This window comes from Mycobacterium colombiense (assembly GCF_003284975.1).
Lineage (GTDB): Bacteria > Actinomycetota > Actinomycetes > Mycobacteriales > Mycobacteriaceae > Mycobacterium > Mycobacterium europaeum_A.
Genome location: NZ_QMEU01000072.1, coordinates 1 through 22245, shown reverse-complemented (window position 1 = coordinate 22245; position 22245 = coordinate 1). Strand labels below are relative to the sequence as shown.

Here is a 22245-nt window from a genome sequence, read left to right as displayed (position 1 = left end):
GCGTGCGCTTCCGCGGTGCGCGCGTAGCCGCCGATCAGGGCCGCGCACCGGGCCTGATGCGCGCGCAGCATCGCGACCTCGCGGGCATGCGGATAGGGTGCCCGCGGCTCCGCCAGGCTGTCGTCGGCGTCGGCCCACACCATCACCAGCCCCAGGTCGCTCAGCGGTGTGAACACCGCGCTGCGGGTGCCGATCACCAACCGCGCCGCGCCCCGCAGCGCCGCCAACCACCGCCGGTACCGGGCCGCCGGGCCCAGGCCCGCCGACAGGGCCACCACGCTGCCCTCGTCGATCCGCGCGGTCGCGGCCTGCCACAACGCGTCCAGGTCGCGCTGGTCAGGAACGATCGCCAGCACCGAGCGGCCGGTGCGCACCGTCTGCGCGGCGGCCTCGGTGAACCGCTCCGTCCACGACTCGCCCGGCAGCGCCTGCCAGACGGCCCGCGCGGCCCGCGATTCGGCCAGGGCCCCGAGGAACTGGGCTCCCCGGGCGTAACCGTCCCAGCCCGACGGGTCGACGGGCTCGGGGATCGCCGGATCCCGGCTGACGGGGGGCTCGCGCTCGACGCGGGCGTGCCGGGCCGGCACGGCCAGGCGCAGCACGTCGGGGCGGGTGCCGGCGTAGTGCGCCGCCACCGCGTCGGCCAGCCGGCGGATTTCCGGCGTGAGCACCGGTTCGGCCGACACGACGCGATCCAGCCAGCCCAACTTGCCGGTGTGGTCGGTGTCTGTGCGGCGCTCCAGCACGAACCCGTCGACCAGCCGGCCGTGGAAGCGCACCCGCACCCGCACCCCGGGCTGGGCGTCGTCGGACTGCTCGGCCGACACCAGGTAGTCGAACTCGCGATCCAGATGCGGCACCGACAGCATCGGCAGCACCCGGGCGATGGGCTCCACCTCGACGGGCGTGCGCGCGCCGGGGCTCACCGCGCCCCCGGGCCGCGAATCATGTTGTCATCCAATGCCTTAGAAGTCGGAGTCCGCAGCGTACCGGGCGCCGGCGACAATCAGCTCTCGGCGGGCGCCGTGGCGTCCCCGGCGGCGGCCCCGTCCTCGGCGGGAAGCTCGCGGCCGAAGAAGAACCCGGCCGTGATCAGGATCTGGGCCGCGGCATACGACCACCAGATCGGCACGGCCAGCGCCTCATTGCCCAGAATGAAGCGGCCGATGGCGATCATCGAATCCGAGGCCGCGAAGCACACCGCGCCCACCGCCGTCCAGATCGTCGGCAGTTTCGCCAGCAGGGCCGCGCACACCATCGCGGTCAGCACCACGAGGTAGAGCGTCACCGGAAGCGTCAGCTTCTCCGCGCCCAGGTGGGGCCAGAACCAGGCCAGCAGCCCGAGCGACGCCGCACCCATCAGGACCACCGCGACGAGGCGCACCGTCGACGGCCGCGCATCCTTGGAAGCCCCCGAGAACGCCGGCACCAGCGGCAGCAGCGCGGCGATAAAACACAAGTGCGCCAACAGGAATGCGGCCAGGCCCACCACGAAGGACAGCGTCCACCACGGGATCGCCAGCACCCAGTCGCCGATGGCCGACAGCAGCAGTGCCGGCATCAGCCACCGCCGCTCGCGCACGACGGCGTGCCCCGCCGCTGCCAGCGTCAGCAGCAACGCCATCGAGGCCTTGAACGCCGGCTGCAGCACCCAGTGTCCGGTCAGCTCGATGCCCGGCGGCGAGCGCAGCGCCAGCACGGTCAGGTAGATGCCGTAGCCGAGGGCCACCCAGCCGGCCACCACCCAGGCGCCGGCCACCAGACGAGGTGCGTACGGTACGTCCATGCCCAGCTTGGATAACACAGCCGACGAGAAACCCGCTATCGACCCCATCCTGCAGAAGGTACTGGATGCGGTTCCCTTCCGGCTATCCACCGAGGACGGCATCGACGCGGCGCGCCAGCGGTTCCGCGACCTGCCGCGCCGGCCGCTGCATCCCGAGCTGCGCGTCGAGGACCGCACGATCCCCGGCCCCGCGGGCTCGATCGCGGTCCGGATCTATTGGCCGCCAAGCCATTCCACCGACCAGCCGGACGGTGACGCAGCGCCCGTCGTGCTGTATTTCCACGGCGGCGGCTTCGTCATCGGCGACCTCGACACCCACGACGGCACGGCGCGTCAGCACGCGGTCGGCGCCGACGCGATCGTGGTGTCCGTCGACTACCGGCTGGCCCCCGAGCACCCCTACCCCGCCGCCGTCGAAGACGCTTGGGCCGCAACGCTTTGGGTCGCCGAGAACGCCGCCGCACTGCGCGGCGACGCGAGCCGGATCGCCGTTGCCGGGGATTCGGCCGGCGGCACCATCTCCGCCGCGGTGGCACAGCGGGCGCGCGACGACGGCGGCCCGCCGATCGTGTTCCAGCTGCTGTGGTACCCGTCGACCATGTGGGACGCGTCGCTGCCGTCGTTCGCCGAGAACGCCACCGCGCCGATCCTCGACGTCAAGGCCGTCGCGGAATTCTCCCGTTGGTACGCGGGCGACGTCGACATGTCGAATCCGCCGTCGGGCATGGCGCCGGGACGCGCGAAAGACCTGAGCAACCTGGCACCCGCCTACATCGGCGTCGCCGGTTATGACCCGCTGCGTGACGACGGCATCCGGTACGGCGAGCTGCTGGCCGCCGCCGGTGTCGCCGCCGAGGTGCACAACGCCGAGACGCTGGTGCACGGCTACCTGGGGTATGCCGGCGTGGTGCCCGCGGCCACCGCCGCGCTCGAGGCCGGGCTGGCGGCGCTGCGAACCGCCCTGCACGGGTGAGCCCGCGGCGTACGGTGAACCCATGAGCGAGCCGACCATCGCCCGGTTCTGCCTGGGCGACCTGGACACCCACGACCCGGTCGCCCGCGCGCACGCCGCCGCCGCCGCCGAGGCCACCGAGCGCGGTCTGACGGCGCTCCGCAAGGCACTGCACCCCTAGGCAGGCGACGATGGTCCCGTATCAAGGCGAAACCCCCGACTATCACACGCTGATCATCGGAGCCGGGTTCTCCGGCATCGGTGCGGCCATCAACCTGGACAGGGCCGGGCTGCCCGATTACCTGGTGATCGAGGCCGGTGACGGGGTCGGCGGCACCTGGCACTGGAACACCTATCCCGGTATCGCCGTGGACATTCCGTCGTTCTCCTACCAGTTCTCGTTCGAGCAGAGCCGGCACTGGTCGCGCACCTACGCGCCGGGCCGCGAGCTCAAGGCCTACGCCGAACACTGCGCCGACAAATACGGCATCCGGTCGCGAATCCGGTTCAACACCAAGGTGCAGACCGCCGAGTTCGACGACGAGCGCCGCCTGTGGCGGGTCCAGACCGACCCGGCGGGCGAAATCACCGCCCGGTTTTTGGTCAGCGCCTGCGGCGTGCTGACGGTGCCGAACCTGCCCGACATCGACGGCGTGGACTCGTTCGGCGGCATCACCATGCACACCGCGCGGTGGGACCACGGCCAGGACCTGCGCGGCAAGCGCGTCGCGGTGATCGGCACCGGCGCCTCGGCCGTGCAGGTGATTCCCGAGATCGCACCGATCGTGTCGTCGCTCACCGTCTTTCAGCGCACCCCGATCTGGTGTTTCCCGAAGTTCGACGTGCCGCTGCCCGCGCCGGCGCGCTGGGCGATGCGGATTCCCGGCGGCAAGTTCCTGCAGCGCCTGCTCAGCCAGGCCTACGTCGAGCTCACCTTCCCCATCTCGGCGCACTACTTCACGGTGCTGCCGCTGGCCAAGCGGATGGCCTCGCTCGGGAAATCCTATCTGCGGCAACAGGTTCGGGATCCCGCGGTGCGCGAACAGCTCACCCCCAAGTATGCCGTCGGCTGCAAGCGTCCCGGTTTCCACAACGGGTACCTGGCCACGTTCAACCGTGACAACGTGCGGCTGGTCACCGAGCCGATCGACAAGATCACCCCCGAGGCCGTGGCCACCACCGACGGCGAGAACCACGAGATCGACGTGCTGATCCTGGCCACCGGCTTCAAGGTGATGGACCCCGACAACGTGCCCACCTTCGCGGTGACCGGAAGCGGCGGAAGGTCGTTGAGCCGGTTCTGGGACGAGCACCGGTTGCAGGCCTACGAGGGTGTCACCGTGCCCGGCTTCCCGAACCTGTTCACGGTGTTCGGCCCGTACGGCTACGTCGGCTCTTCGTATTTCGCGCTCATCGAGGCGCAGACGCATCACATCGTGCGGTGCCTCAAGCGGGCCGAGCGCGTCGGCGCCACCCGCGTCGAGGTCAGCCAGGAAGCCAACGACCGCTACTTCGCCGAGATGATGCGCCGACGGCCCCGCCAGATCTTCTGGCAGGACAGCTGCCGGCTGGCCAACAGCTACTACTTCGACAAGAACGGCGACGTGCCGCTGCGTCCGGGCACCACCCCCGAGGTGTACTGGCGCAGCCGGCGATTCGATCTGGACGACTACCGGTTCACCGGTTAGCGGCTACGCTGCACACGTGGCGAAGGAATTCGAAAGCATCGACGAGTCGTTGCGCGACTTCATCCGCGAACAAGCCGTTTTCTTCGTCGCCACCGCGCCGTCCGAGGGTGGCCGAATCAACCTGTCCCCCAAGGGCTATCGCGACACCTTCGCGGTGCTCGACGAGCACACCGTGGCCTACCTGGATCTGTTCGGCAGCGGTGTGGAGACGGTGGCCCATCTGCGCGACAACGGCCGCATCACCGTCATGTTCTGCTCGTTCACCCGCAACTCGCGCATCCTGCGGCTGTTCGGCACCGGACGGGTGGTCCGCCCCGACGACGCCGAATTCGCCGGGCTGATGCGGCATTTCGGCGATCAGCACGCCGGGGTCCGCACCATCATCGTGGTCGATGTGGAGCGGATCGCCGACGCGTGCGGGTTCGCGGTGCCCTACTACGAGCTCATCGACGAGCGGCCGGTGCTCGACGCGGCGCACCGCAAGGTGACCGATGACCAGTACGGCCGGCTGGTCAACCGCAACCGGCGCAGCATCGACGGGCTGCCGGCGCTAGACGCCGACCACCCGGCGCCTAGATCGCGCGCTTGAGGTCGTCGACCTTGTTCAGCTGCTCCCACGGCAGGTCGACGTCGGTGCGGCCGAAGTGGCCGTAGGCGGCGGTCTGCGCGTAGATCGGGCGTAGCAGGTCCAGGTCGCGGATGATCGCGCCGGGCCGCAGGTCGAACACCTCGGGCACGATCTTCTCGATCTTGACCGGGTCGACGGTGGCGGTGCCGAACGTCTCGATGAACAGTCCGACCGGGGCGGCCTTGCCGATCGCGTAGGCCACCTGCACCTCGACCCGCTCCGCCAGCCCGGCGGCGACAATGTTCTTGGCCACCCACCGCATCGCGTAGGCCGCCGACCGGTCCACCTTGGACGGGTCCTTGCCGGAGAAGGCGCCGCCGCCGTGGCGGGCCCAGCCGCCGTAGGTGTCGACGATGATCTTGCGCCCGGTCAGGCCGGCATCACCCATCGGGCCGCCAAGCACGAACTTGCCGGTCGGGTTGACCAGCACCCGCGTCGCCGACGAGTCGAGCGTGTCGTGGGCCAGCTCGTCCAGCACGGTCTTGAGCACGTGCTGGCGGATGTCGGGGTCCAGCGTCTTCTCCAGGTCGATGCCGTCGGCGTGCTGGGTGGAGACCACCACGGTGTCCAGCCGCACCGGAACGTCGTCCTCGTACTCGATGGTGACCTGGGTCTTGCCGTCCGGGCGCAGGTAGGGCAGCGTGCCGTTCTTGCGGACCTCGGTCAGCTTGCGCGACAGCCGGTGGGCCAGCGCGATCGGCAGCGGCATCCGCTCGGGGGTGTCGTTGATCGCGTAGCCGAACATCAGGCCCTGGTCGCCGGCGCCCTGGGCGTCCAGCGGGTCCGCGGCGCCCTCCACGCGCGCCTCGTGGGCGGTGTTGACGCCCTGGGCGATGTCGGGCGACTGCGCGCCGATGCCGATGTTGACGCCGCAGGACGCGCCGTCGAAGCCCTTGTCCGACGAGTCATAGCCGATCTCGAGGATGCGCTCGCGAACCGTGTTGGTGATGTCGGCGAACGCCTCCTTGGCGGTCGTCGTCACCTCGCCGACCACGTGCACCTGTCCGGTGGTGACCAGCGTCTCGACCGCGACGCGTGAGCGGGGGTCCTGCGCCAGCAGGGCGTCGAGCACGGAGTCGCTGATCGCGTCACAGATCTTGTCGGGATGTCCCTCAGTCACCGACTCACTGGTAAACAGGCGACCCTTTTCGCTCACAATCTCAACCCTTCCGAATAGTTAGTTAACCGAATTATATCGGTTGGTGTCGGGCCGGCCAGCACCTGGCCTGGCGCCACAGGGAAACCGAACCGTATTACCCGCCGCCGTGCAGGAACGCGGCGATCGCATCCACGATACGACTGGCCATCAATGTCTTGGAGCCGTGCTGCAGCGCCGACTCCGTACCGTCGGCCGCCAGCAGCCAGCCGTCGTTGTTGTCCACCTCGAAGGCCCGGCCGTCGCCGACCGCGTTGACGACCAACAGATCACAACCCTTGTTGCGCAGTTTGGCCCGGGCGTGAAACAGCACGTCGCCGTTGGCGTCGCCGGTCTCGGCGGCGAATCCCACGATGGCGCGCATGTTGGGCAGCTCGCCGTTGGCGCGCGCCCGCACCGCACCGGCCAGCACGTCGTCGTTGCGGATCAACTCGATGGTCGGCGGCCCCTCGACACCTTTTTTGATCTTGGCGGCCGCAACCCGGGCCGGCCGGAAGTCGGCGACCGCCGCGGCCATCACCAGCACGTCCGCCTCGGCCGCGTGTTTGGCCACCGCGTCGCCCAGTTGCTCGGCCGAGCTGACGTGGACCACGTCCACCCCGGCGGGGTCGATCAGCCCGGCGGTGTGCCCGGCGATCAGCGTGACCTCGGCTCCGCGCTGCGCGGCCACCCGCGCGACCGCATAGCCCTGCTTGCCGGAGCTGCGGTTGCCGATGAAGCGCACCGGGTCGACGGCTTCCCGCGTGCCGCCGGCGGTGACCAGCATCTTGCAGCCGGCCAGGTCGTAGGGCAGCGCGTCCTGGCGGTCGAGCAGCAGGTGCGCCAGGGTGGTGATCTCCTCGGCTTCGGGCAGCCGGCCGGCCCCGCTGTCGGTCCCGGTGAGCCGCCCGGCGGCCGGTTCGAGCACGACCGCTCCCCGGCGGCGCAGCGTGGCGACGTTGTCGACGGTGGCCGGGTGCAACCACATCTCGGTGTGCATCGCCGGGGCGAACAGCACCGGACATCGCGCGGTCAAGAGTGTAGCGGTCAGCAGGTCGTCGGCCCGGCCGTGGACGGCCCTGGCCAGCAGGTCCGCCGTGGCGGGCGCCACCACGACCAGGTCGGCCTGCTTGCCGAGCTGGACATGCGGAACTTCCGGCACGTCGGTGAAGACGCCGGTGTGCACCGGCTGGCCGGAGAGCGCCTCGAACGTGGCGGCGCCGACGAAACGCAGCGCGGACTCGGTCGGGATGACGCGGACCGAGTGACCGGCCTCGGCGAGCTGCCGAACGACGGTGCACGCCTTATAGGCGGCGATACCGCCGGAGACCCCGACGATCACTCTTTTCGCGACCCGATCGCGGTTGTCCACAGCGCGCGCCCGGCCCGGTCCTGTTACTCGCCCTCGGTGTGCTCGAGCAGGTCGCCGTGGATCTCGCGCATCGCGATCGACAGCGGCTTTTCCTGCAGCCCCGGCTCGACCAGCGGACCCACGTATTCGAGGATGCCCTCGCCGAGCTGGTTGTAGTAGTCGTTGATCTGACGGGCCCGCTTGGCGGCGTAGATCACCAGCGCGTACTTGCTCGAAACGCGGTCCAGCAGCTCGTCGATGGGCGGGTTGGTGATGCCCAGCGGGGTGTCATAGGCGCCCTGTCCCCCGGCGGACGGATCGAACCGGTCGGGGACGGCGGCCAGAGCCGCGTCGGACTGCGGAATACTCACTTAGGTCAATCTCCTGGCGGAATCGAGCGGCTCGTCACCGCTGCAAAGTTCGGAAAAATTCGGTGGTCAATCTTGCTGGGATGTGGTCCGGCTTCTGGTCTGGCCAGACGGGTCAGGCCGATCCGGCGCAGTTCCCACCAGCAAGGATACCAATTCGGAGCACGCTGACTCCAATTGACTGTTCACGACCACCCGGTCGAAGTCGTTTTGGGCCGCCATTTCGATGCGGGCGGTCTCCAGCCTCCGCTGCATGACCTCCGGCGTCTCGGTGCCGCGGCCGAGGAGCCTGGCCTCGAGATCCTCCCAGCTGGGCGGTGCGAGAAAGACCGCGAGCGCCTCCGGCATCGCCTTCTTGACGGCCCTGGCGCCGGCCAGGTCGACCTCGATAAGCACCGGAAAACCGTTGGCCGTGGCGGTCCGGATCGGCTCGGCCAGGGTGCCTGATCGGTGCAGGCCCGAATGGATTTCGGCCCACTCCAGCAGCGCGCCCTCGTCGATCAGCTGCTGGAAGCGGGCGGGGCTGACGAAGTGGTAGTCGACGCCGTCGACCTCGCCCGGGCGCGGCGCCCGCGTGGTGGCCGAGACGCTGAAATGCAGGTCCGGGACCCGCTCGCGCAGGCATCGGACCACCGTCGACTTGCCCACCGCGGAGGGACCGGACAGCACGACCACACGTCCGTTACCTGATGGTTCTGGACGTGTGCCGTGCTGGACGTCCGGTCCCCCGCCGGCGCTCACGGGCGCCCCTCGGGGGGTGCGCCCACGGCTCGGGTCGGATTGCCCGCCTTCTCCTCAGGCCGTGCGGCCTGCATCGTCGGCGGCCGGGTTAGGAGCCGAACTTTTCCAGCAGGGCCTTGCGCTGACGATCGCCGAGACCGCGCAGGCGGCGGGTGGGGGCGATCTCCAGCTCAGTCATGATTTCCTGCGCCTTGACCTTGCCCACCTTGGGCAACGCCTCGAGAAGCGCGGAAACCTTCATCTTGCCCAGGACTTCGTCCGTCTCGGCGTCCTTGAGCACCTGGGTCAGGTTGGTGCCGCCACGCTTCAGGCGGTCTTTGAGCTCTGCTCGCGCTCGACGTGCGGCAGCCGCCTTCTCCAACGCGGCCGCGCGCTGCTCGTCGGTCAACTGGGGAAGGGCCACGATTCCTCCGTATCTGATCAATCAATTTCAATCGATCGCTTTTTGTCTCGCCGGTACTTCTGCCAGCGGAGACGACCGTACTCAGGCCTCCTGACGAAATCTAACCCGACCCCCTGCTTGAGGGGACAAACTCCCAGCATGGACCGGCGCATGGCAGGCCGAAGCGGCGCTCCCGCCGGGGTCGACGGCGGCCGCCTTCGGCGTTGCCCGGGTGGGGCTCGCCGGGCCGGGTCGGCGCCTCGTCAGGGCCACTAGCTGCGGTTTTAGCCGCCGGGGGCAACGCGTGACGGCGGGGCCGGGCCGTTCGGAAACCCGCCGGCGGGCGGCCGTGACGCCGGGTGCGAGGGATCACGGATTTGTTGCGGCGTGTCGCGCGTGTCGCGCCGCCCGGTCAAAGGGCAGGCCAACGCCGCCTTTGGCCCGGCACAGCGGTCCAGGCCGCCCCTGGATCGCCCGGCAACGACACCGGCCGCCATCAGGGGCACCGCGGCCGACCCCCGGGATGTACATCGACTCCGGCTGCCGACACACGATGCCCCTCCACCAACCATCAAGGATCGCAGCGTCGTTGACCGACCGCGGTCCGCCGCCGCGCCCGACGGGCGCCGGTGCGACCGGGCGCCGAGCGTCCGCGGATTCCGACCGAAGCACGCTGCATGTCCGTAACCACGGTTGAATGCGCAATTTGGTTCCGTAACTGCGGTTTTCGGGCTCGACCCCCGGCCATTTCAGCTAATCGGCGGTGCGCAATCCGATACGATCGGGGGGTGTCCAACCTGCGAATTCGCCAGGCGGCCGAGCTGCTCGGAGTCAGCGACGACACCGTGCGGCGCTGGATCAACCAGGGCACATTGGCGGTCAGTCACGACGCCGCCGGACGCAAGGTGATCGCCAGCGAGGACCTCGCCCGCTTCTCCCGCACCAACGCGCCCGCCCCGCCGGCGGACCCGCTCAGCATCGGCAGCTCGGCCCGCAACCGCTTCGTCGGGCTGGTCACGTCGGTGGTCAGCGACAAGGTGATGACGCAGGTCGAGATGCAGTGCGGCCCGTTCAGCGTCGTCTCGCTGATGAGCACCGAGGCCGCCGAGGAACTGCAGCTGCGCCCCGGCAGCGTCGCCGTGGCCGTCGTCAAGGCCACCACCGTCATCGTCGAAACCGCGCGGCCCAGCACCGCAGTCGCGTCGGACTAGACGCAGAACCCGCTCACACCGCCAGGTAGGCGACCGCGTCCAGCATGCGGTCGGCCGCCGCGCGCAGCTCCGGCACGCCCGGGCCGGCCCGCAGCACCTCGCGGGCCACCGCCGGCAGCAACTGACCCGGTGCCGCCCCGTCCAGCCCCGCCAGCGCCTCGGGCCGCCCGCCCTGGACGCCGAGCCCGGGCACCAGCACCGGGCCGCCCAGGGCGCTCAGATCGGGCGCCTGCAAAACCGTCGCGCCGACGACCACGCCGACGTATCCCGGCCCGGATCCGGTGGCGGACCGATTCACCACCGCCGCCTGGTCGACGACCAGCTGGGCCACCGTGCGGCCGTCGAAGGCGGCGCGCTGCACGGTCGCCCCCTCCGGGTTGGAGGTGGCCGCCAGGACGAACACCCCGCGGTCGTGCGCCGCGGCGGCTTCCAGCAGCGGCCGCAGCGAGCCGAACCCCAGGTATGGCGTGGCCGTCACCGCGTCGGCGGCCAGCGGCGAATCACCCGCCCAGGCGGCGGCGTAGGCCGCCATCGTGGTGCCGATGTCGCCGCGTTTGGCGTCGGCCAGCACCAGCACCCCGGCCGACCGCAGCGCCGCGATGGTGCGTTCGAGCACCGCGAATCCGGCGGCGCCGTAGGCCTCGAAGAACGCGACCTGAGGTTTGACGACCGCGTATCCGCAGAACGCCTCGATGCAGATGTCGCAGAACGCGGCCAGCCCGTCGGCGGTGGTGGGCAGGCCCCAGGCGCGCAGCAGCTCGGGATGCGGGTCGATGCCCACGCACAGCGGCCCGCGCTCCGCTTTCGCGGCGGCCAGCCGGACGCCGAAGCCGGTCACCGGTCCCCGCTACCGGGCAGGCCGCCCTGGCCGATCTGGCTGTGCAGCTCCTGCAGGCTGCGTACGCCGATGTCGCCGCGGATGCCCGCCTCGATGCCCTGGACGGCGGCCGAGGCGCCCTGCACCGTGGTGACACACGGGATATTGACCGACACTGCGGCCGAACGGATCTCGTAGCCGTCGATGCGTGGCCCGGAGTTGCCGTATGGCGTGTTGATCACCATGTCGACCTCGCCGGCCTTGATCGCGTCCACCGCGGACTCCGCGGGCCGGCCCGGCTGCGGCTCCTCGAAGTGCTTGCGCACCTCGTCGCACGGAATTCCATTGCGGCGCAACATCTCCGCAGTTCCCTCGGTAGCCAGCACGCGGAAACCCAGGTCGGCCAGCCGCTTGACGGGGAACACCAGCGAGCGCTTGTCGCGGTTGGCCACCGACACGAAGATGGTGCCCTGGGCAGGCAGCGACCCGTACGCCGCGGTCTGGCTCTTGGCGAAGGCGCTGCCGAAGTCGCGGTCGATTCCCATCACCTCGCCGGTGGATTTCATCTCCGGGCCCAGCAGCGAGTCGATGCCCGACCCGTCGGCCCGGCGGAACCGGTGGAACGGCAGCACCGCCTCCTTGACCGCGATCGGGGCGTTCTGCGCCGCGTGGGCGCCGTCGCCGGACGCCGCCAGCAACCCCTCCTCGCGCAGCTGGGAAATCTTGGCGCCCAACATGACCCGGGCACAGGCCTTGGCGAGCGGGATCGCGGTGGCCTTGGACACGAACGGCACCGTGCGGCTGGCGCGCGGGTTGGCCTCCAGGACGTAGAGCACATCGTCCTTGAGCGCGTACTGCACGTTGAGCAGCCCCACCACACCGATGCCGTGCGCGATGGCCTCGGTCGCCCGGCGCACCTTCTCGATGTCGCTGCGGCCCAGCGTCACCGGCGGCAGGGCGCACGCGGAGTCGCCGGAGTGGATGCCGGCCTCCTCGATGTGCTCCATGATGCCGCCGATGTACACCTCGGTGCCGTCGCACAGCGCGTCCACGTCGATCTCCACCGCGTCCTCGAGGAAGCGGTCGACGAGCACCGGGTGCTCGGGCGAGAGTTCGGTGGCGCGGGTGATGTAGCCGCGCAGCGTCTCCTCGTCGTAGACGATCTCCATGCCCCGGCCGCCCAGCACGTAGGACGGCCGCACCAGCACCGGATAGCCGATGTCTTCGGCGATCCGCCGGGCCTGGTCGAAAGTGGTTGCCATGCCGTACTTCGGCGCGGGCAGGCCGGCCGCGGTGAGCAAGTCGCCGAAGGCGCCGCGGTCCTCGGCCAGGTCGATGGCCTCCGGCGGGGTGCCGACGATCGGTACGCCCGCGTCGGCCAGGCGCTGCGCCAGCCCGAGCGGGGTTTGGCCGCCGAGCTGCACGATCACCCCGACCACGCCCGGGCCGTCACCGGCGGACTGCTGCTCGGCGCGGAACACCTCGAGGACGTCCTCGAAGGTCAGCGGCTCGAAGTAGAGCCGGTCGGCGGTGTCGTAGTCGGTGGACACCGTCTCCGGGTTGCAGTTGACCATCACCGTCTCGAACCCGGCCCGGGACAACGTCGTTGCGGCGTGCACGCAGCTGTAGTCGAACTCGATGCCCTGACCGATGCGGTTGGGTCCCGATCCGAGGATCAGCACCTTGGGCTTCTCGGTCTGCGGCGCCACCTCGGTCTCGGCGGCGGGGTCCAACTCGTAGCTGCTGTAGTGGTACGGCGTCTTGGCCTCGAACTCCGCCGCACAGGTGTCGACGGTCTTGTACACCGGATGCACGCCGAGGCGCTCGCGCAGCGAGCGCACCCCGTTCTCGCCGGCCAATTCGGGGCGCAGCGCGGCGATCTGGCGGTCCGACAGCCCGCTGTGCTTGGCCTGGCGCAGCAGCCCGGCATCAAGGACGGGTGCACCGGACACCTCGGCGCGCAGCTCGATCAGCTCGCCGATCTGCGCGACGAACCACGGGTCGACACCGCTGGCCTCGGCGACCCGCTCCACCGACGCGCCCAGCCGCAGCGCCAATTCGATGTCGTAGAGCCGGCCCTCGGTCGGCGTCCGCAGCCGGGTCAGCACCTCGTCGACGTCGCCGTCCGGGTCCGGCTTGGTCCAAAAACCCGCGCGCGTGGTCTCCAGCGACCGCATCACCTTGCCGAGCGCCTCAATGAAGTTGCGGCCCAACGACATCGCCTCGCCGACGGACTTCATGGTGGTGGTCAGGGTGGGATCGGCGCCGGGGAACTTCTCGAACGCGAACCGCGGCGCCTTGACCACCACGTAGTCCAGGGTGGGCTCGAAGCAGGCCGGCGTCTCCTTGGTGATGTCGTTGACGATCTCGTCGAGGGTGTACCCGATGGCGAGCTTGGCGGCGATCTTGGCGATGGGAAACCCGGTGGCCTTGGACGCCAGCGCGCTGGACCGCGACACCCGCGGATTCATCTCGATGACGATCAGCCGGCCGTCGGCGGGGTTGATGGCGAACTGGATGTTGCAGCCGCCGGTGTCCACCCCGACCTCGCGCAGGATCGCGATGCCCAGGTCCCGCATCCGCTGGTATTCGCGGTCGGTCAGCGTCATCGCCGGCGCGACCGTGACCGAGTCACCGGTGTGCACGCCCATGGGATCGAAGTTCTCGATCGAGCACACCACGACGACGTTGTCGTTGCCGTCGCGCATCAACTCGAGCTCGAATTCCTTCCAGCCGTAGATCGATTCCTCGATAAGCACGTTGGCGCTCGGGCTTTCGGCCAGCCCGGCGCCGGCCATCCGGTCGACCTCCTCGACGGATCGCGCCATCCCCGATCCCAGCCCACCCATGGTGAAGCTGGGCCGCACCACGACCGGCAGGCCGAGCTCGGCGACCGTCTCGCGGACCTCTTCCATGGTGAAACACACTCGGCTGCGGGCGGATTCACCGCCGACCTTGGCGACGATGTCCTTGAACATCTGCCGGTCCTCGCCGCGCTGGATGGCGTCGAAGTCGGCGCCGATGAGCTCGACGCCGTGGCGTTCCAGCGCCCCGTTCTCGTACAGCGCGACGGCGGTGTTCAGCGCGGTCTGCCCGCCCAGGGTGGCCAGCAGCGCGTCGATCTTGTTGCCGCGCTCGGCCTGCTGGGCGATCACCTTCTCCACGAAGGCGGCGGTGATCGGCTCGACGTAGGTGTGGTCGGCGTACTCCGGGTCGGTCATGATGGTGGCCGGGTTGGAGTTGATCAGGCTGACCTCCAGGCCCTCGGCCCGCAGCACGCGGCAGGCCTGGGTGCCCGAGTAGTCGAACTCGGCGGCCTGCCCGATGACGATCGGCCCGGAGCCGATCACCAGCACGTGACGCAAGTCGGTACGGCGCGGCACTACCGCCCCCTTCCGCGGTTTGGGGCCGCCATCAGGTCGATGAATTGGTCGAACAGGTACTCCGCATCGTGCGGACCCGCCGCGGCCTCCGGGTGATACTGCACCGAGAACGCCTGCCCGTCGGCGAGTTTGACGCCCTCGACCACTCCGTCGTTGGCGCAGGTGTGGCTGACGACCGCTTGCCCGAACGGCGTGTCGAAGGACTGGCCGGCCTCTCCCTCGAGCGCGAAGCCGTGGTTTTGCGCGGTGACCGCCACCCGCCCGGTGGCGTGGTCGATCACCGGGATGTTGATGCCGCGGTGACCGAATACCAGCTTGTAGGTGGACAGTCCCAGCGCCCGGCCCAGGATCTGGTTGCCGAAGCAGATGCCGAACAACGGGATTCCGGCGCCCAGCACCTCACGGGTGAGCGCGACGATGTGATCGGCGGTGGCGGGGTCGCCGGGGCCGTTGGACAAGAACACCCCGTCGGGCTTGATGTCGGCGATCTGCTCGTAGGTCGCCGAGGACGCCAGCACATGGGTGCGGACGCCGCGCCGGGCGAAGTTGCGCGGCGTGTTGGTTTTGATGCCCAGGTCCAGCGCGGCCACCGTAAACCGCGGTGACCCTTCGGGTTCCACGATGTAGGGGTCGGGCGTGCTGACCTCGCCGGCCAGGTCGGCGCCCAGCATCGACTGCTGGCCCCTCACCCGCTCCAGCAATTCGTCGGCATCGGCGAGCGCGTCGCCGGAGAACACCCCCGCCTTCATCGAGCCGCGGGTGCGCAGATGGCGCACCACCGCGCGGGTGTCGATGCCGGCGATGCCCACGATGTGCTGGCGGACCAGCTCGTCCTCCAGGGTTCCGGTGGCCCGCCAGCTGGACGGGCGCGGCGACGGGTCGCGCACCGCGTAACCGGCGACCCAGATCCTGTCGCCGCGGCTCTCGGCGTCCTCGCCGTTCCAGCCGGTGTTGCCGATCTGCGGCGCGGTGGCCACCACGATCTGGCGGTGGTAACTGGGATCGGTCAGCGTCTCCTGGTAGCCGGACATGCCGGTGGAAAACACGGCCTCGCCCAGTGTTTGGCCGATCTTGCCGAACGGCGTGCCGGTGAAGACGCGGCCGTCCTCGAGTACCAATTGCGCTTTAGTCATCAGCGCCGCTCCTCTTCATGATGCGATTCGAGCCAGTCGTCGTAATCGGCGCGGCTGTTCGCCCGGAACCCGGTGTCGATCTCGACGCCCGACGGCAGCCGCCAGCGGATCGCCAGAATCCCGATCCGGCCGGTCATCCGGCGCTCCATGCGGATCTCGGTGATCGCGTCCCGGGGGATCCAAATCGGTTGGGCCCGCATGCGTTCCACCATGATGCCCCCGGCGTAGCGGGTCAGCACCGCCTTGCTGCGGAAACCGAGGTCGCCGGCCGCGATCCGCTCGTGCCAGCCCGGGGCCATCATGGACCCGCAGTAGTGGCCGCGGGTGCTGATCATCGCCGCCCCCACGTGGTCCGGGATCTCGGGGAGCGCGCCGATCAGCTCCGCCTGTTGCTGCGAGCGGCGGTGCCAGGTCCGCATCATCAGCTGGATCACCACCGTGATCGCGACGACCACCACGGCCGCGAAGATCAACGACCCCACCAGGGTGCCCGAGTTCATGAGCGCCGCTCCTCCTCATCGCTGCGCTCTGCATCGTCGGCGGCGCGGTTCATGCCGGGGACTTCCCGTCTCGGGCGGTGACCTTGCCGCGCAGCAGTGTGGCGGTCACGGTGGCGGGCAGGGTCATCGCCTCGTAGGGCGTGTTGGCCGAGCGGCTGGCCAGGTCCGACCCGGTGACGGTCCACGAGGCCGTGGGATCCACCACCGTGAGGTTGGCGGGCTCCCCCACCTCCAGCGGCCGGCCGTGGTCGGGCAGGCCCACGATGCGGGCGGGGTTTTCGCTCATCACCCGGGCGACGTCCCGCCAGGTCAGCGACCCCGGGGTGACCATCGTCTGCACCACGATCGACAGCGCCGTCTGCAGTCCCAGCATGCCGGGCCGCGCCGCGGAGAACTCCACGCACTTCTCGTGCTCGGCGTGCGGCGCGTGGTCGGTGGCCACACAGTCGATGACGCCGTCGGCCAGGGCTTGGCGCAACGCCACCGCGTCGGCCGCTTCGCGCAGCGGCGGGTTGACGCGGTTTCGCCCGTCGTAACTGGTCAGCCTGCTGTCGTCGAGCATCAGGTGGTGCGGGGTGACCTCGGCGGTGATCGAGATCCCCTGCTCCTTGGCCCATTTCACGATCTCGACGGTGCCCGCGGTGGAGGCGTGGCAGATGTGTACCCGCGCGCCGGCGTCGCGGGCCAGCAGCGCGTCGCGGGCCACGATCGACTCCTCGGCCGCCCTGGGCCAGCCCGCCAGGCCCAACCGGGCCGCGGTGGGGCCCTCGTGGGCGACGGCGCCGACCGTCAGCCGCGGCTCCTCGGCGTGCTGGGCGATGAGCACGCCCAGCCCGGTGGCGTATTCCAGGGCGCGGCGCATCACCAGCGGGTCGTGCACGCAGATGCCGTCGTCGGAGAACATCCGCACCTGCGCGGCCCCGGCCGCCATCATGCCCATCTCGGTGAGCTCTTTGCCGGCCAGCCCGACGGTGACGGCGCCCACCGGGTGCACGTCGACCAGGCCGACCTGCTGCCCGCGGTGCCAGACGTGGTCGGTGACCACCGGGCTGTCGGCGACCGGGTTCGTGTTGGCCATCGCGAACACCGCGGTGTAACCACCCAAAGCGGCTGCGGCCGAACCGGTTTCGATATCCTCGGCGTATTCGCGCCCCGGTTCGCGCAGGTGGGTGTGCAAGTCCACCAGGCCAGGCAACAGCACCTGACCGGTGGCGTCGATGACGTCCAGGTCCTTTCCGACGCCTCCGGCCTGGTCCAACTTGGGCCCGATGTCGGCGATCTGGCCGTCGTCGATCAGCACGTCGACGCGATCGCCCTCGCCATACAACAGCACCCCGCGCAGCAGCACGCTCACGCTACACCCTCTTCACCCGAATTCTCCGCCGTCTCGGTGCCGACCAGCACGTGGAACAGCACCGCCATCCGCACGTGCACGCCGTTGGAAACCTGTTGCAGCACAGCCGATTGCGACGAGTCGGCCACCGAGGAGGCGATCTCCATGCCGCGCAGCATCGGCCCCGGGTGCAGCACCACGGCGTGGCCGGGCAGCAGCGCCTGGCGGCGGTCGGAAAGCCCGTAGAGGGAGGAGTATTCGCGCACCGACGGGAAGAACCCGCCGTTCATCCGCTCGGCCTGGACCCGCAGCATCAGCACCGCGTCGGCGGCGGGTAGCTCGGCGTCGAAGTCGTTCGACACGGTGACCGGCCAGCCCTCGACGCCGACCGGCAGCAGCGTCGGCGGCGCCACCAGGACCACCTCGGCGCCCAGGGTCGCCAGCAGCATGACGTTGGAGCGGGCGACGCGGCTGTGCAGGATGTCGCCCACGATCACGATGCGACGGCCTTCGATGCCGCCGAGCCGCTGGCGAATGGTGAGCGCGTCCAGCAGCGCCTGGGTGGGGTGCTCGTGGGTGCCGTCGCCGGCGTTGATCACCGACGGTCCCCCGTTATGGTTCGCGCCGGTCCACTCGGCGAGCAGGTGCGCGGCGCCGGACGCCGGGTGCCGGATGATCAGCGCGTCGGCGCCGGCGGCGCGCAGCGTGAACGCCGTGTCGCGCAGCGACTCGCCCTTGCCCACCGACGAGCCCGACGCGCTGACGTTGATCACGTCCGCGCTCATCCACTTGCCGGCCACCTCGAAGGACACCCTGGTGCGGGTCGAGTTCTCGTAGAACATCGTGACAACGGTGCGCCCGCGCAGCGTCGGCAGCTTCTTGATCTCGCGGCCCACCAGAGCCTGGGCGAACCGGTCGGCGTCGTCGAGGATGGCGGTGGCGTCGTCGCGGCTGAGGTCCCCGGCGGCCAGCAGATGGCGCGTCATCGTGAGATCACCACCCCGTCGTCACCGTCGTTCTCCCTCAGCAACACGTGCACGCTCTCGCCGCGCGAGGTCGGGACGTTCTTGCCCACGTAGTCGGCGCGCAGCGGCAGTTCGCGGTGGCCGCGGTCGACCAGCACCGCCAGCTGCACCACCCGCGGCCGGCCCACGTCGCGCAGCGCGTCCAGCGCGGATCGGACCGAGCGGCCGGAGTAGAGGACGTCGTCGACCAGGATCACCAGCGCGTCGTCGATGCCGCCGGCCGGAATCGAGGTGGCCTCCAGCGGCCGCGGCGGTTTCTGCATCAGGTCGTCGCGGTAGAGGGTGATGTCCAGGGCGCCGTGGCCGACCTCGACACCGCTGTATTCGCCGATGTTGGCGGCGAGCCGCTTGGCGAGAATCACACCGCGGGTCGGGATGCCCAGCAGCACCACCCGTGGTGCGTCGGGACCGTCCAACGCGGTCTTTTCGATGATCTGATGCGCAATGCGGGAAATGGTGCGGCCCACGTCGGCCGCCGACATCAACTCCCGGGAATCGCCGCCCTTGGAACCGGGAAAGCCGGTGTCGCCCGCAGCACCCATACGAAACTTGACCTCCTTCTCCGCCTCGCCGGACGGATCGTTAAAGGATGTCGACTGCACGGCAGCGTAGCACTTATTTTGCCGGTGACCGCGCGAGGCACCTGCGCGCCGATCGCCGCGCGCCGCGCCAGTCACAGCCGCCACATCAGTCGCGCCGCCGCGGTGCCGCCTAATCGGCGGTTGGTCCGCCCTCGGCCAGGCGTTGGGCGGTCAGGCCGGCATGCGCGATGCGGCGCAGCGCCGCGAGAACGGGCTCATAGAAGATCGTTCCGAGCACGGCGTATTCGATTGCGGCCGTTGGGGGTTCCACCGGCATCTGGTCGATGTCGTAAGCGGCGATGGCACTGATGTGCGGCGCGTACGCGCGCAATCGGTCCTCGGTCATCGGCACGCCCGCGGCCTCGGCGTCGGCGAGGGCGCGGTCAAGCTGCGCTACCGCCGGAAGGTCGTCGGGCACCTCGAAGTCAAACGCCGACAGCGCGGCCCGAGCCCGTGGGCAGTCCCCATCGCTTGCGGGCTGGGTGGGACGCGAAAGCGCCGCTGTCGCGGCCCCCAGCGTCGCGAAAAGCGACCGGCCCGGGCTGTCGATGAGTTCGACGACGGACCTGATCTGGGAGATCGAGAGACCGAGCGCGGACAGCGCCCTGATCAGCGCGATCCGTCGGACGTGCCGTTCGTCGTAGTGGGCGCGGGTCGAGCTGACTGCCCGGCCTGGCATCAGCACGCTCTCGCGTAGGTAGAACTTGATCGTCGGCACCGACACGTGGGTGCGGCTCGCCAGCTCCGACATCAGCACGGAAGCGCTCCTTGAAGAAGTCCTGTCGCAACATCTTGACATTGGATACTTCGATTATCCAGTATTGGATACTACAAGTATCCAATCGATCTATACGATTTCAGGAAGCTGTTATGAGCACCTCGCTGATCACTCCGTTCATGACCATCATCCTGGGGGCCACCATCATCTCGGTCGCCACCATCGCGTCCGGCGGCGTCTTCTTGCTGCGCGTGGTCACCGGCAACCACGAGGCCAACGGCCTGCAGAAATCGTTTTTCCGAGCGGGCCATGCGCACGCCGGTGTGCTCGTGATGCTGGGCCTACTGTTGGCGGTGGTGGGCAACGCCGCGGGCGCGAGCCCCGCTGTGGCAAACGGCGGGGCGATCGCCGTGCTGCTGGCCGCCATCATGATGCCCGCGGGATTCTTCCTGTCGGTGCTCGGCCGCAACCCGGCGCGCCCGAACCGGATGATCGCGAGCGTGTGGCTCGGCGCGACGCTATTGATTGCGGGCGTACTCACGTCCGGGGTGGCCACCCTCATCGCGGGTCTCGACCGAATCTGAGGACCGCCCAACCGGCCCGCTACCCTGACCAGGTGAATCGCTCGACCCGCTCGAACCTGAACGGCAATGCCGCCTCCATCCGCGAAGTGTGCGACGCCGGCCTGCTCGCCGGCGCGGTCACCATGGTCTGGCAGCGCGGAGAACTGCTGCAGGTCAATGAGATCGGCTACCGCGACGTGGATGCGGGGCTGCCGATGCAGCGCGACACGCTGTTTCGCATCGCGTCGATGACCAAGCCGGTGACGGTCGCGACCGTGATGAGCCTGGTCGACGTGGGCAAGCTGACGCTGAAAGATCCCGTCACCCGGTGGGCGCCGGAGCTGGCCGACCTGCGGGTGCTCGACGATCCGCACGGCCCGCTGGACCGCACCCACCCGGTGAACCGCGCCATCTTGATCGAGGATCTGCTCACCCACACCAGCGGCCTGGCCTACGGCTTCTCGGTGTCCGGGCCGATCGCCAAGGCCTACCTGCGGCTGCCGTTCAACCAGGGGCCCGACGCCTGGCTGGCCGAGCTGGCCAAGCTGCCGCTGGTGCATCAGCCCGGCGACCGGGTCACCTACAGCCATTCCATCGACCTGCTGGGCGTCATCGCCGCCCGCATCGAGGACAAGCCCTTCCACCAGGTGCTCGACGAACGGATCCTGGGCCCCGCCGGCATGGCGGACACCGGGTTCTTCGTCTCGCCCCAGGCGCGGCGCCGCGCGGCGACCATGTATCGGCTCGACGAGCACAGCCGGCTGCACCACGGCGTGATGGGGCCGCCGCACATCACCCCGCCCTCGTTTTGCAACGCCGGCGGCGGATTGTGGTCCAGCGCCGACGATTACCTGCGATTCGCCCGGATGCTGCTCGGCGACGGGACACTCGACGGCGTGCGGGTCCTCTCGGAAGAATCCGTCCGGCTGATGCGCACCGACCGGCTCACCGACGAACAGAAGCGGCACCACTTCCTGGGTGCACCGTATTGGGTCGGCCGCGGCTTCGGGTTGAACCTGTCGGTGGTGACCGATCCGGCCAAGAGCGCACCGCTGTTCGGGCCGGGCGGTCTGGGCACCTTCAGCTGGCCCGGCGCGTACGGGACCTGGTGGCAGGCGGACCCCGACGCGGATCTGATCCTGCTCTACCTGATCCAGAATCTGCCGGACCTGACCGTCGATGCCGCCACCGCCGTCGCCGGCAACACGTCGCTGGCCAAACTGCGCACGGCGCAACCACGATTCGTCCGCAACACCTATCGCGCCCTCGGCCTTTAAAGTCACATCGCAATGCCCGACTATCCACCCGACCGCATCAGCGGGCCAAGGCTGTCGCTGCGGCCGCCCACGCTTGACGATGCCGGGGCGCTGTTCCAGCGGGTCGCCCGCGATCCACAGGTCACCAAGTATCTGTTGTGGGCGCCGCACCCCGACGTGGCCGCCACCCGGCGGGTGATCACCGAGAAGCTGAACACCAGCGCGGAGGAGAAGACCTGGGTAATCGAGTCGCGGCACCGCGGCGAGGTGATCGGTCTGGCCAGCTGCCGGCGCTCCGCGCCGCACTCGGTCGAGGTCGGCTACTGCCTGGGCCGCCGCTGGTGGGGCAAGGGGTTGATGTCCGAGGTGCTCGGCATGCTGCTCGCCGCCCTCGACGCCGACCGCGAGGTGTATCGGGTGTGGGCCACCTGCAGCGTGGACAACACGCGCTCGGCGCGACTGCTCGAGCACGCCGGCTTCTTCCTGGAGGGGCGGCTGGCCCGGCACGCGGTCTACCCGACCATGGGGCCCGAGCCCCAGGACAGCCTGCTCTACGCCAAGATTCTGCGCTGACTAGCTGTGCTGCACCGCGCCGTCGAGTTCGAGCGCGCGGCGCGCGTAGGCCCGCACGTCGGCGTCACCGTCCTTGAGCGCGATGCCCAACGCGTCCCGGGCGGCGGGCTCGCCGGCCCAC

Annotated in this window: 22 protein-coding genes and 1 pseudogene; 8 read left to right on the top strand and 15 right to left on the bottom strand. The window is 69.8% G+C overall.

Annotation, left to right across the window (positions count from 1 at the left end):
• Nucleotides 1-926, bottom strand: a pseudogene (locus DQP58_RS19260) (primosome assembly protein PriA); the annotation flags it as partial.
• A gap of 80 nt (nt 927-1006) precedes the next feature.
• Complete coding sequence (locus tag DQP58_RS19255; protein ID WP_112709837.1) at nt 1007-1786, bottom strand: lysoplasmalogenase; 780 nt, start codon at nt 1784-1786, stop codon at nt 1007-1009.
• Between DQP58_RS19255 and DQP58_RS19250 the strand changes: the two genes are divergently transcribed.
• From DQP58_RS19250 to DQP58_RS19240, 4 genes are read left to right on the top strand one after another with little or no spacing between them, the layout of a single operon-like run.
• A complete protein-coding gene (locus DQP58_RS19250) occupies nt 1785-2759 on the top strand; it encodes an alpha/beta hydrolase (RefSeq protein ID WP_112709836.1) in 975 nt (324 codons plus the stop codon). The two genes, DQP58_RS19255 and DQP58_RS19250, sit on opposite strands and share 2 nt — an antisense overlap.
• A gap of 22 nt (nt 2760-2781) precedes the next feature.
• A complete protein-coding gene (locus DQP58_RS26870) occupies nt 2782-2919 on the top strand; it encodes a hypothetical protein (protein ID WP_165827917.1) in 138 nt (45 codons plus the stop codon).
• A gap of 10 nt (nt 2920-2929) precedes the next feature.
• Nucleotides 2930-4426, top strand: a complete 1497-nt coding sequence (locus DQP58_RS19245; RefSeq protein ID WP_112709835.1) for a flavin-containing monooxygenase — start codon at nt 2930-2932, stop codon at nt 4424-4426.
• 16 nt (nt 4427-4442) lie between these two features.
• Nucleotides 4443-5015, top strand: coding sequence for a pyridoxamine 5'-phosphate oxidase family protein (locus DQP58_RS19240; RefSeq protein ID WP_112709834.1), 573 nt, complete (start codon nt 4443-4445; stop codon nt 5013-5015).
• On the opposite strand, the gene metK is transcribed toward DQP58_RS19240, so the two are convergent.
• The 5 genes from metK to mihF all read right to left on the bottom strand — a co-directional run bounded on the left by metK (nt 4999) and on the right by mihF (nt 9052).
• Nucleotides 4999-6210, bottom strand: a complete 1212-nt coding sequence (gene metK, locus DQP58_RS19235; protein ID WP_112709833.1) for a methionine adenosyltransferase — start codon at nt 6208-6210, stop codon at nt 4999-5001. The two genes, DQP58_RS19240 and metK, sit on opposite strands and share 17 nt — an antisense overlap.
• A 97-nt stretch (nt 6211-6307) precedes the next feature.
• The gene (gene coaBC, locus DQP58_RS19230) at nt 6308-7561 is read right to left on the bottom strand and encodes a bifunctional phosphopantothenoylcysteine decarboxylase/phosphopantothenate--cysteine ligase CoaBC (RefSeq protein ID WP_112709832.1); all 1254 of its coding nucleotides are present in this window, start codon (nt 7559-7561) and stop codon (nt 6308-6310) included.
• Nucleotides 7562-7584: 23 nt separating this feature from the next.
• Complete coding sequence (gene rpoZ / locus DQP58_RS19225; protein WP_067142516.1) at nt 7585-7911, bottom strand: DNA-directed RNA polymerase subunit omega; 327 nt, start codon at nt 7909-7911, stop codon at nt 7585-7587.
• A gap of 66 nt (nt 7912-7977) precedes the next feature.
• Nucleotides 7978-8649 carry a guanylate kinase gene (gene gmk / locus DQP58_RS19220; RefSeq protein WP_112709831.1) on the bottom strand — a complete coding sequence of 224 codons (672 nt, stop codon included), beginning with the start codon at nt 8647-8649 and terminating at the stop codon, nt 7978-7980.
• Nucleotides 8650-8737: 88 nt separating this feature from the next.
• Nucleotides 8738-9052: an integration host factor, actinobacterial type gene (gene mihF, locus DQP58_RS19215; RefSeq protein WP_007171927.1), complete on the bottom strand. Its 315-nt coding sequence runs from the start codon at nt 9050-9052 to the stop codon at nt 8738-8740.
• A gap of 767 nt (nt 9053-9819) precedes the next feature.
• Between mihF and DQP58_RS19210 the strand changes: the two genes are divergently transcribed.
• A complete protein-coding gene (locus DQP58_RS19210) occupies nt 9820-10242 on the top strand; it encodes a TOBE domain-containing protein (protein WP_112709830.1) in 423 nt (140 codons plus the stop codon).
• Between the two features lie 13 nt (nt 10243-10255).
• Here DQP58_RS19210 and pyrF read toward each other — a convergent pair whose 3' ends face one another.
• From pyrF to DQP58_RS19170, 8 genes are all read right to left on the bottom strand, one after another.
• Nucleotides 10256-11080, bottom strand: a complete 825-nt coding sequence (gene pyrF, locus DQP58_RS19205; protein ID WP_112709829.1) for an orotidine-5'-phosphate decarboxylase — start codon at nt 11078-11080, stop codon at nt 10256-10258.
• Nucleotides 11077-14442 carry a carbamoyl-phosphate synthase large subunit gene (carB, locus tag DQP58_RS19200; RefSeq protein WP_112709828.1) on the bottom strand — a complete coding sequence of 1122 codons (3366 nt, stop codon included), beginning with the start codon at nt 14440-14442 and terminating at the stop codon, nt 11077-11079. The genes pyrF and carB overlap by 4 nt, the downstream gene beginning before the upstream one ends.
• Nucleotides 14442-15575 carry a glutamine-hydrolyzing carbamoyl-phosphate synthase small subunit gene (carA, locus tag DQP58_RS19195; RefSeq protein WP_112709827.1) on the bottom strand — a complete coding sequence of 378 codons (1134 nt, stop codon included), beginning with the start codon at nt 15573-15575 and terminating at the stop codon, nt 14442-14444. The genes carB and carA overlap by 1 nt, the downstream gene beginning before the upstream one ends.
• Nucleotides 15575-16075, bottom strand: coding sequence for a transporter (locus DQP58_RS19190; RefSeq protein ID WP_112709826.1), 501 nt, complete (start codon nt 16073-16075; stop codon nt 15575-15577). Before DQP58_RS19190 ends, carA begins: the two co-directional genes overlap by 1 nt.
• A gap of 49 nt (nt 16076-16124) precedes the next feature.
• The gene (locus DQP58_RS19185; protein WP_112709825.1) at nt 16125-17429 is read right to left on the bottom strand and encodes a dihydroorotase; all 1305 of its coding nucleotides are present in this window, start codon (nt 17427-17429) and stop codon (nt 16125-16127) included.
• Nucleotides 17426-18394: an aspartate carbamoyltransferase catalytic subunit gene (locus DQP58_RS19180; RefSeq protein ID WP_112709824.1), complete on the bottom strand. Its 969-nt coding sequence runs from the start codon at nt 18392-18394 to the stop codon at nt 17426-17428. The genes DQP58_RS19185 and DQP58_RS19180 overlap by 4 nt, the downstream gene beginning before the upstream one ends.
• A complete protein-coding gene (gene pyrR, locus DQP58_RS19175) occupies nt 18391-18975 on the bottom strand; it encodes a bifunctional pyr operon transcriptional regulator/uracil phosphoribosyltransferase PyrR (protein WP_112709839.1) in 585 nt (194 codons plus the stop codon). The genes DQP58_RS19180 and pyrR overlap by 4 nt, the downstream gene beginning before the upstream one ends.
• A 169-nt stretch (nt 18976-19144) precedes the next feature.
• Nucleotides 19145-19765, bottom strand: coding sequence for a MerR family transcriptional regulator (locus DQP58_RS19170; RefSeq protein WP_240629970.1), 621 nt, complete (start codon nt 19763-19765; stop codon nt 19145-19147).
• 146 nt (nt 19766-19911) lie between these two features.
• Between DQP58_RS19170 and DQP58_RS19165 the strand changes: the two genes are divergently transcribed.
• The 3 genes from DQP58_RS19165 to DQP58_RS19155 are packed head-to-tail and all read left to right on the top strand — an operon-like array spanning nt 19912 to nt 22124.
• Nucleotides 19912-20316: a hypothetical protein gene (locus DQP58_RS19165; RefSeq protein WP_430916288.1), complete on the top strand. Its 405-nt coding sequence runs from the start codon at nt 19912-19914 to the stop codon at nt 20314-20316.
• 32 nt (nt 20317-20348) lie between these two features.
• On the top strand, nt 20349-21572 hold the full coding sequence (locus DQP58_RS19160) for a serine hydrolase domain-containing protein (RefSeq protein WP_112709822.1): 1224 nt from the start codon (nt 20349-20351) through the stop codon (nt 21570-21572).
• A 12-nt stretch (nt 21573-21584) separates the two neighbouring features.
• The gene (locus DQP58_RS19155) at nt 21585-22124 is read left to right on the top strand and encodes a GNAT family N-acetyltransferase (protein ID WP_112709821.1); all 540 of its coding nucleotides are present in this window, start codon (nt 21585-21587) and stop codon (nt 22122-22124) included.
• Nucleotides 22125-22245: the final 121 nt, after the last annotated feature.

Excerpts from the sequence above, each read along its gene's own strand:
- carA (WP_112709827.1), bottom strand. The coding sequence starts at position 15,575 with ATGACTAAAGCGCAATTGGTACTCGAGGACGGCCGCGTCTTCACCGGC.
- DQP58_RS26870 (WP_165827917.1), top strand. The coding sequence starts at position 2,782 with ATGAGCGAGCCGACCATCGCCCGGTTCTGCCTGGGCGACCTGGACACC.
- DQP58_RS19155 (WP_112709821.1), top strand. The coding sequence starts at position 21,585 with ATGCCCGACTATCCACCCGACCGCATCAGCGGGCCAAGGCTGTCGCTG.
- DQP58_RS19180 (WP_112709824.1), bottom strand. The coding sequence starts at position 18,394 with ATGACGCGCCATCTGCTGGCCGCCGGGGACCTCAGCCGCGACGACGCC.
- DQP58_RS19165 (WP_430916288.1), top strand. The coding sequence starts at position 19,912 with ATGACCATCATCCTGGGGGCCACCATCATCTCGGTCGCCACCATCGCG.
- DQP58_RS19170 (WP_240629970.1), bottom strand. The coding sequence starts at position 19,765 with ATGTCGGAGCTGGCGAGCCGCACCCACGTGTCGGTGCCGACGATCAAG.
- DQP58_RS19190 (WP_112709826.1), bottom strand. The coding sequence starts at position 16,075 with ATGAACTCGGGCACCCTGGTGGGGTCGTTGATCTTCGCGGCCGTGGTG.
- DQP58_RS19250 (WP_112709836.1), top strand. The coding sequence starts at position 1,785 with ATGCCCAGCTTGGATAACACAGCCGACGAGAAACCCGCTATCGACCCC.
- DQP58_RS19255 (WP_112709837.1), bottom strand. The coding sequence starts at position 1,786 with ATGGACGTACCGTACGCACCTCGTCTGGTGGCCGGCGCCTGGGTGGTG.
- pyrR (WP_112709839.1), bottom strand. The coding sequence starts at position 18,975 with ATGGGTGCTGCGGGCGACACCGGCTTTCCCGGTTCCAAGGGCGGCGAT.
- DQP58_RS19245 (WP_112709835.1), top strand. The coding sequence starts at position 2,930 with ATGGTCCCGTATCAAGGCGAAACCCCCGACTATCACACGCTGATCATC.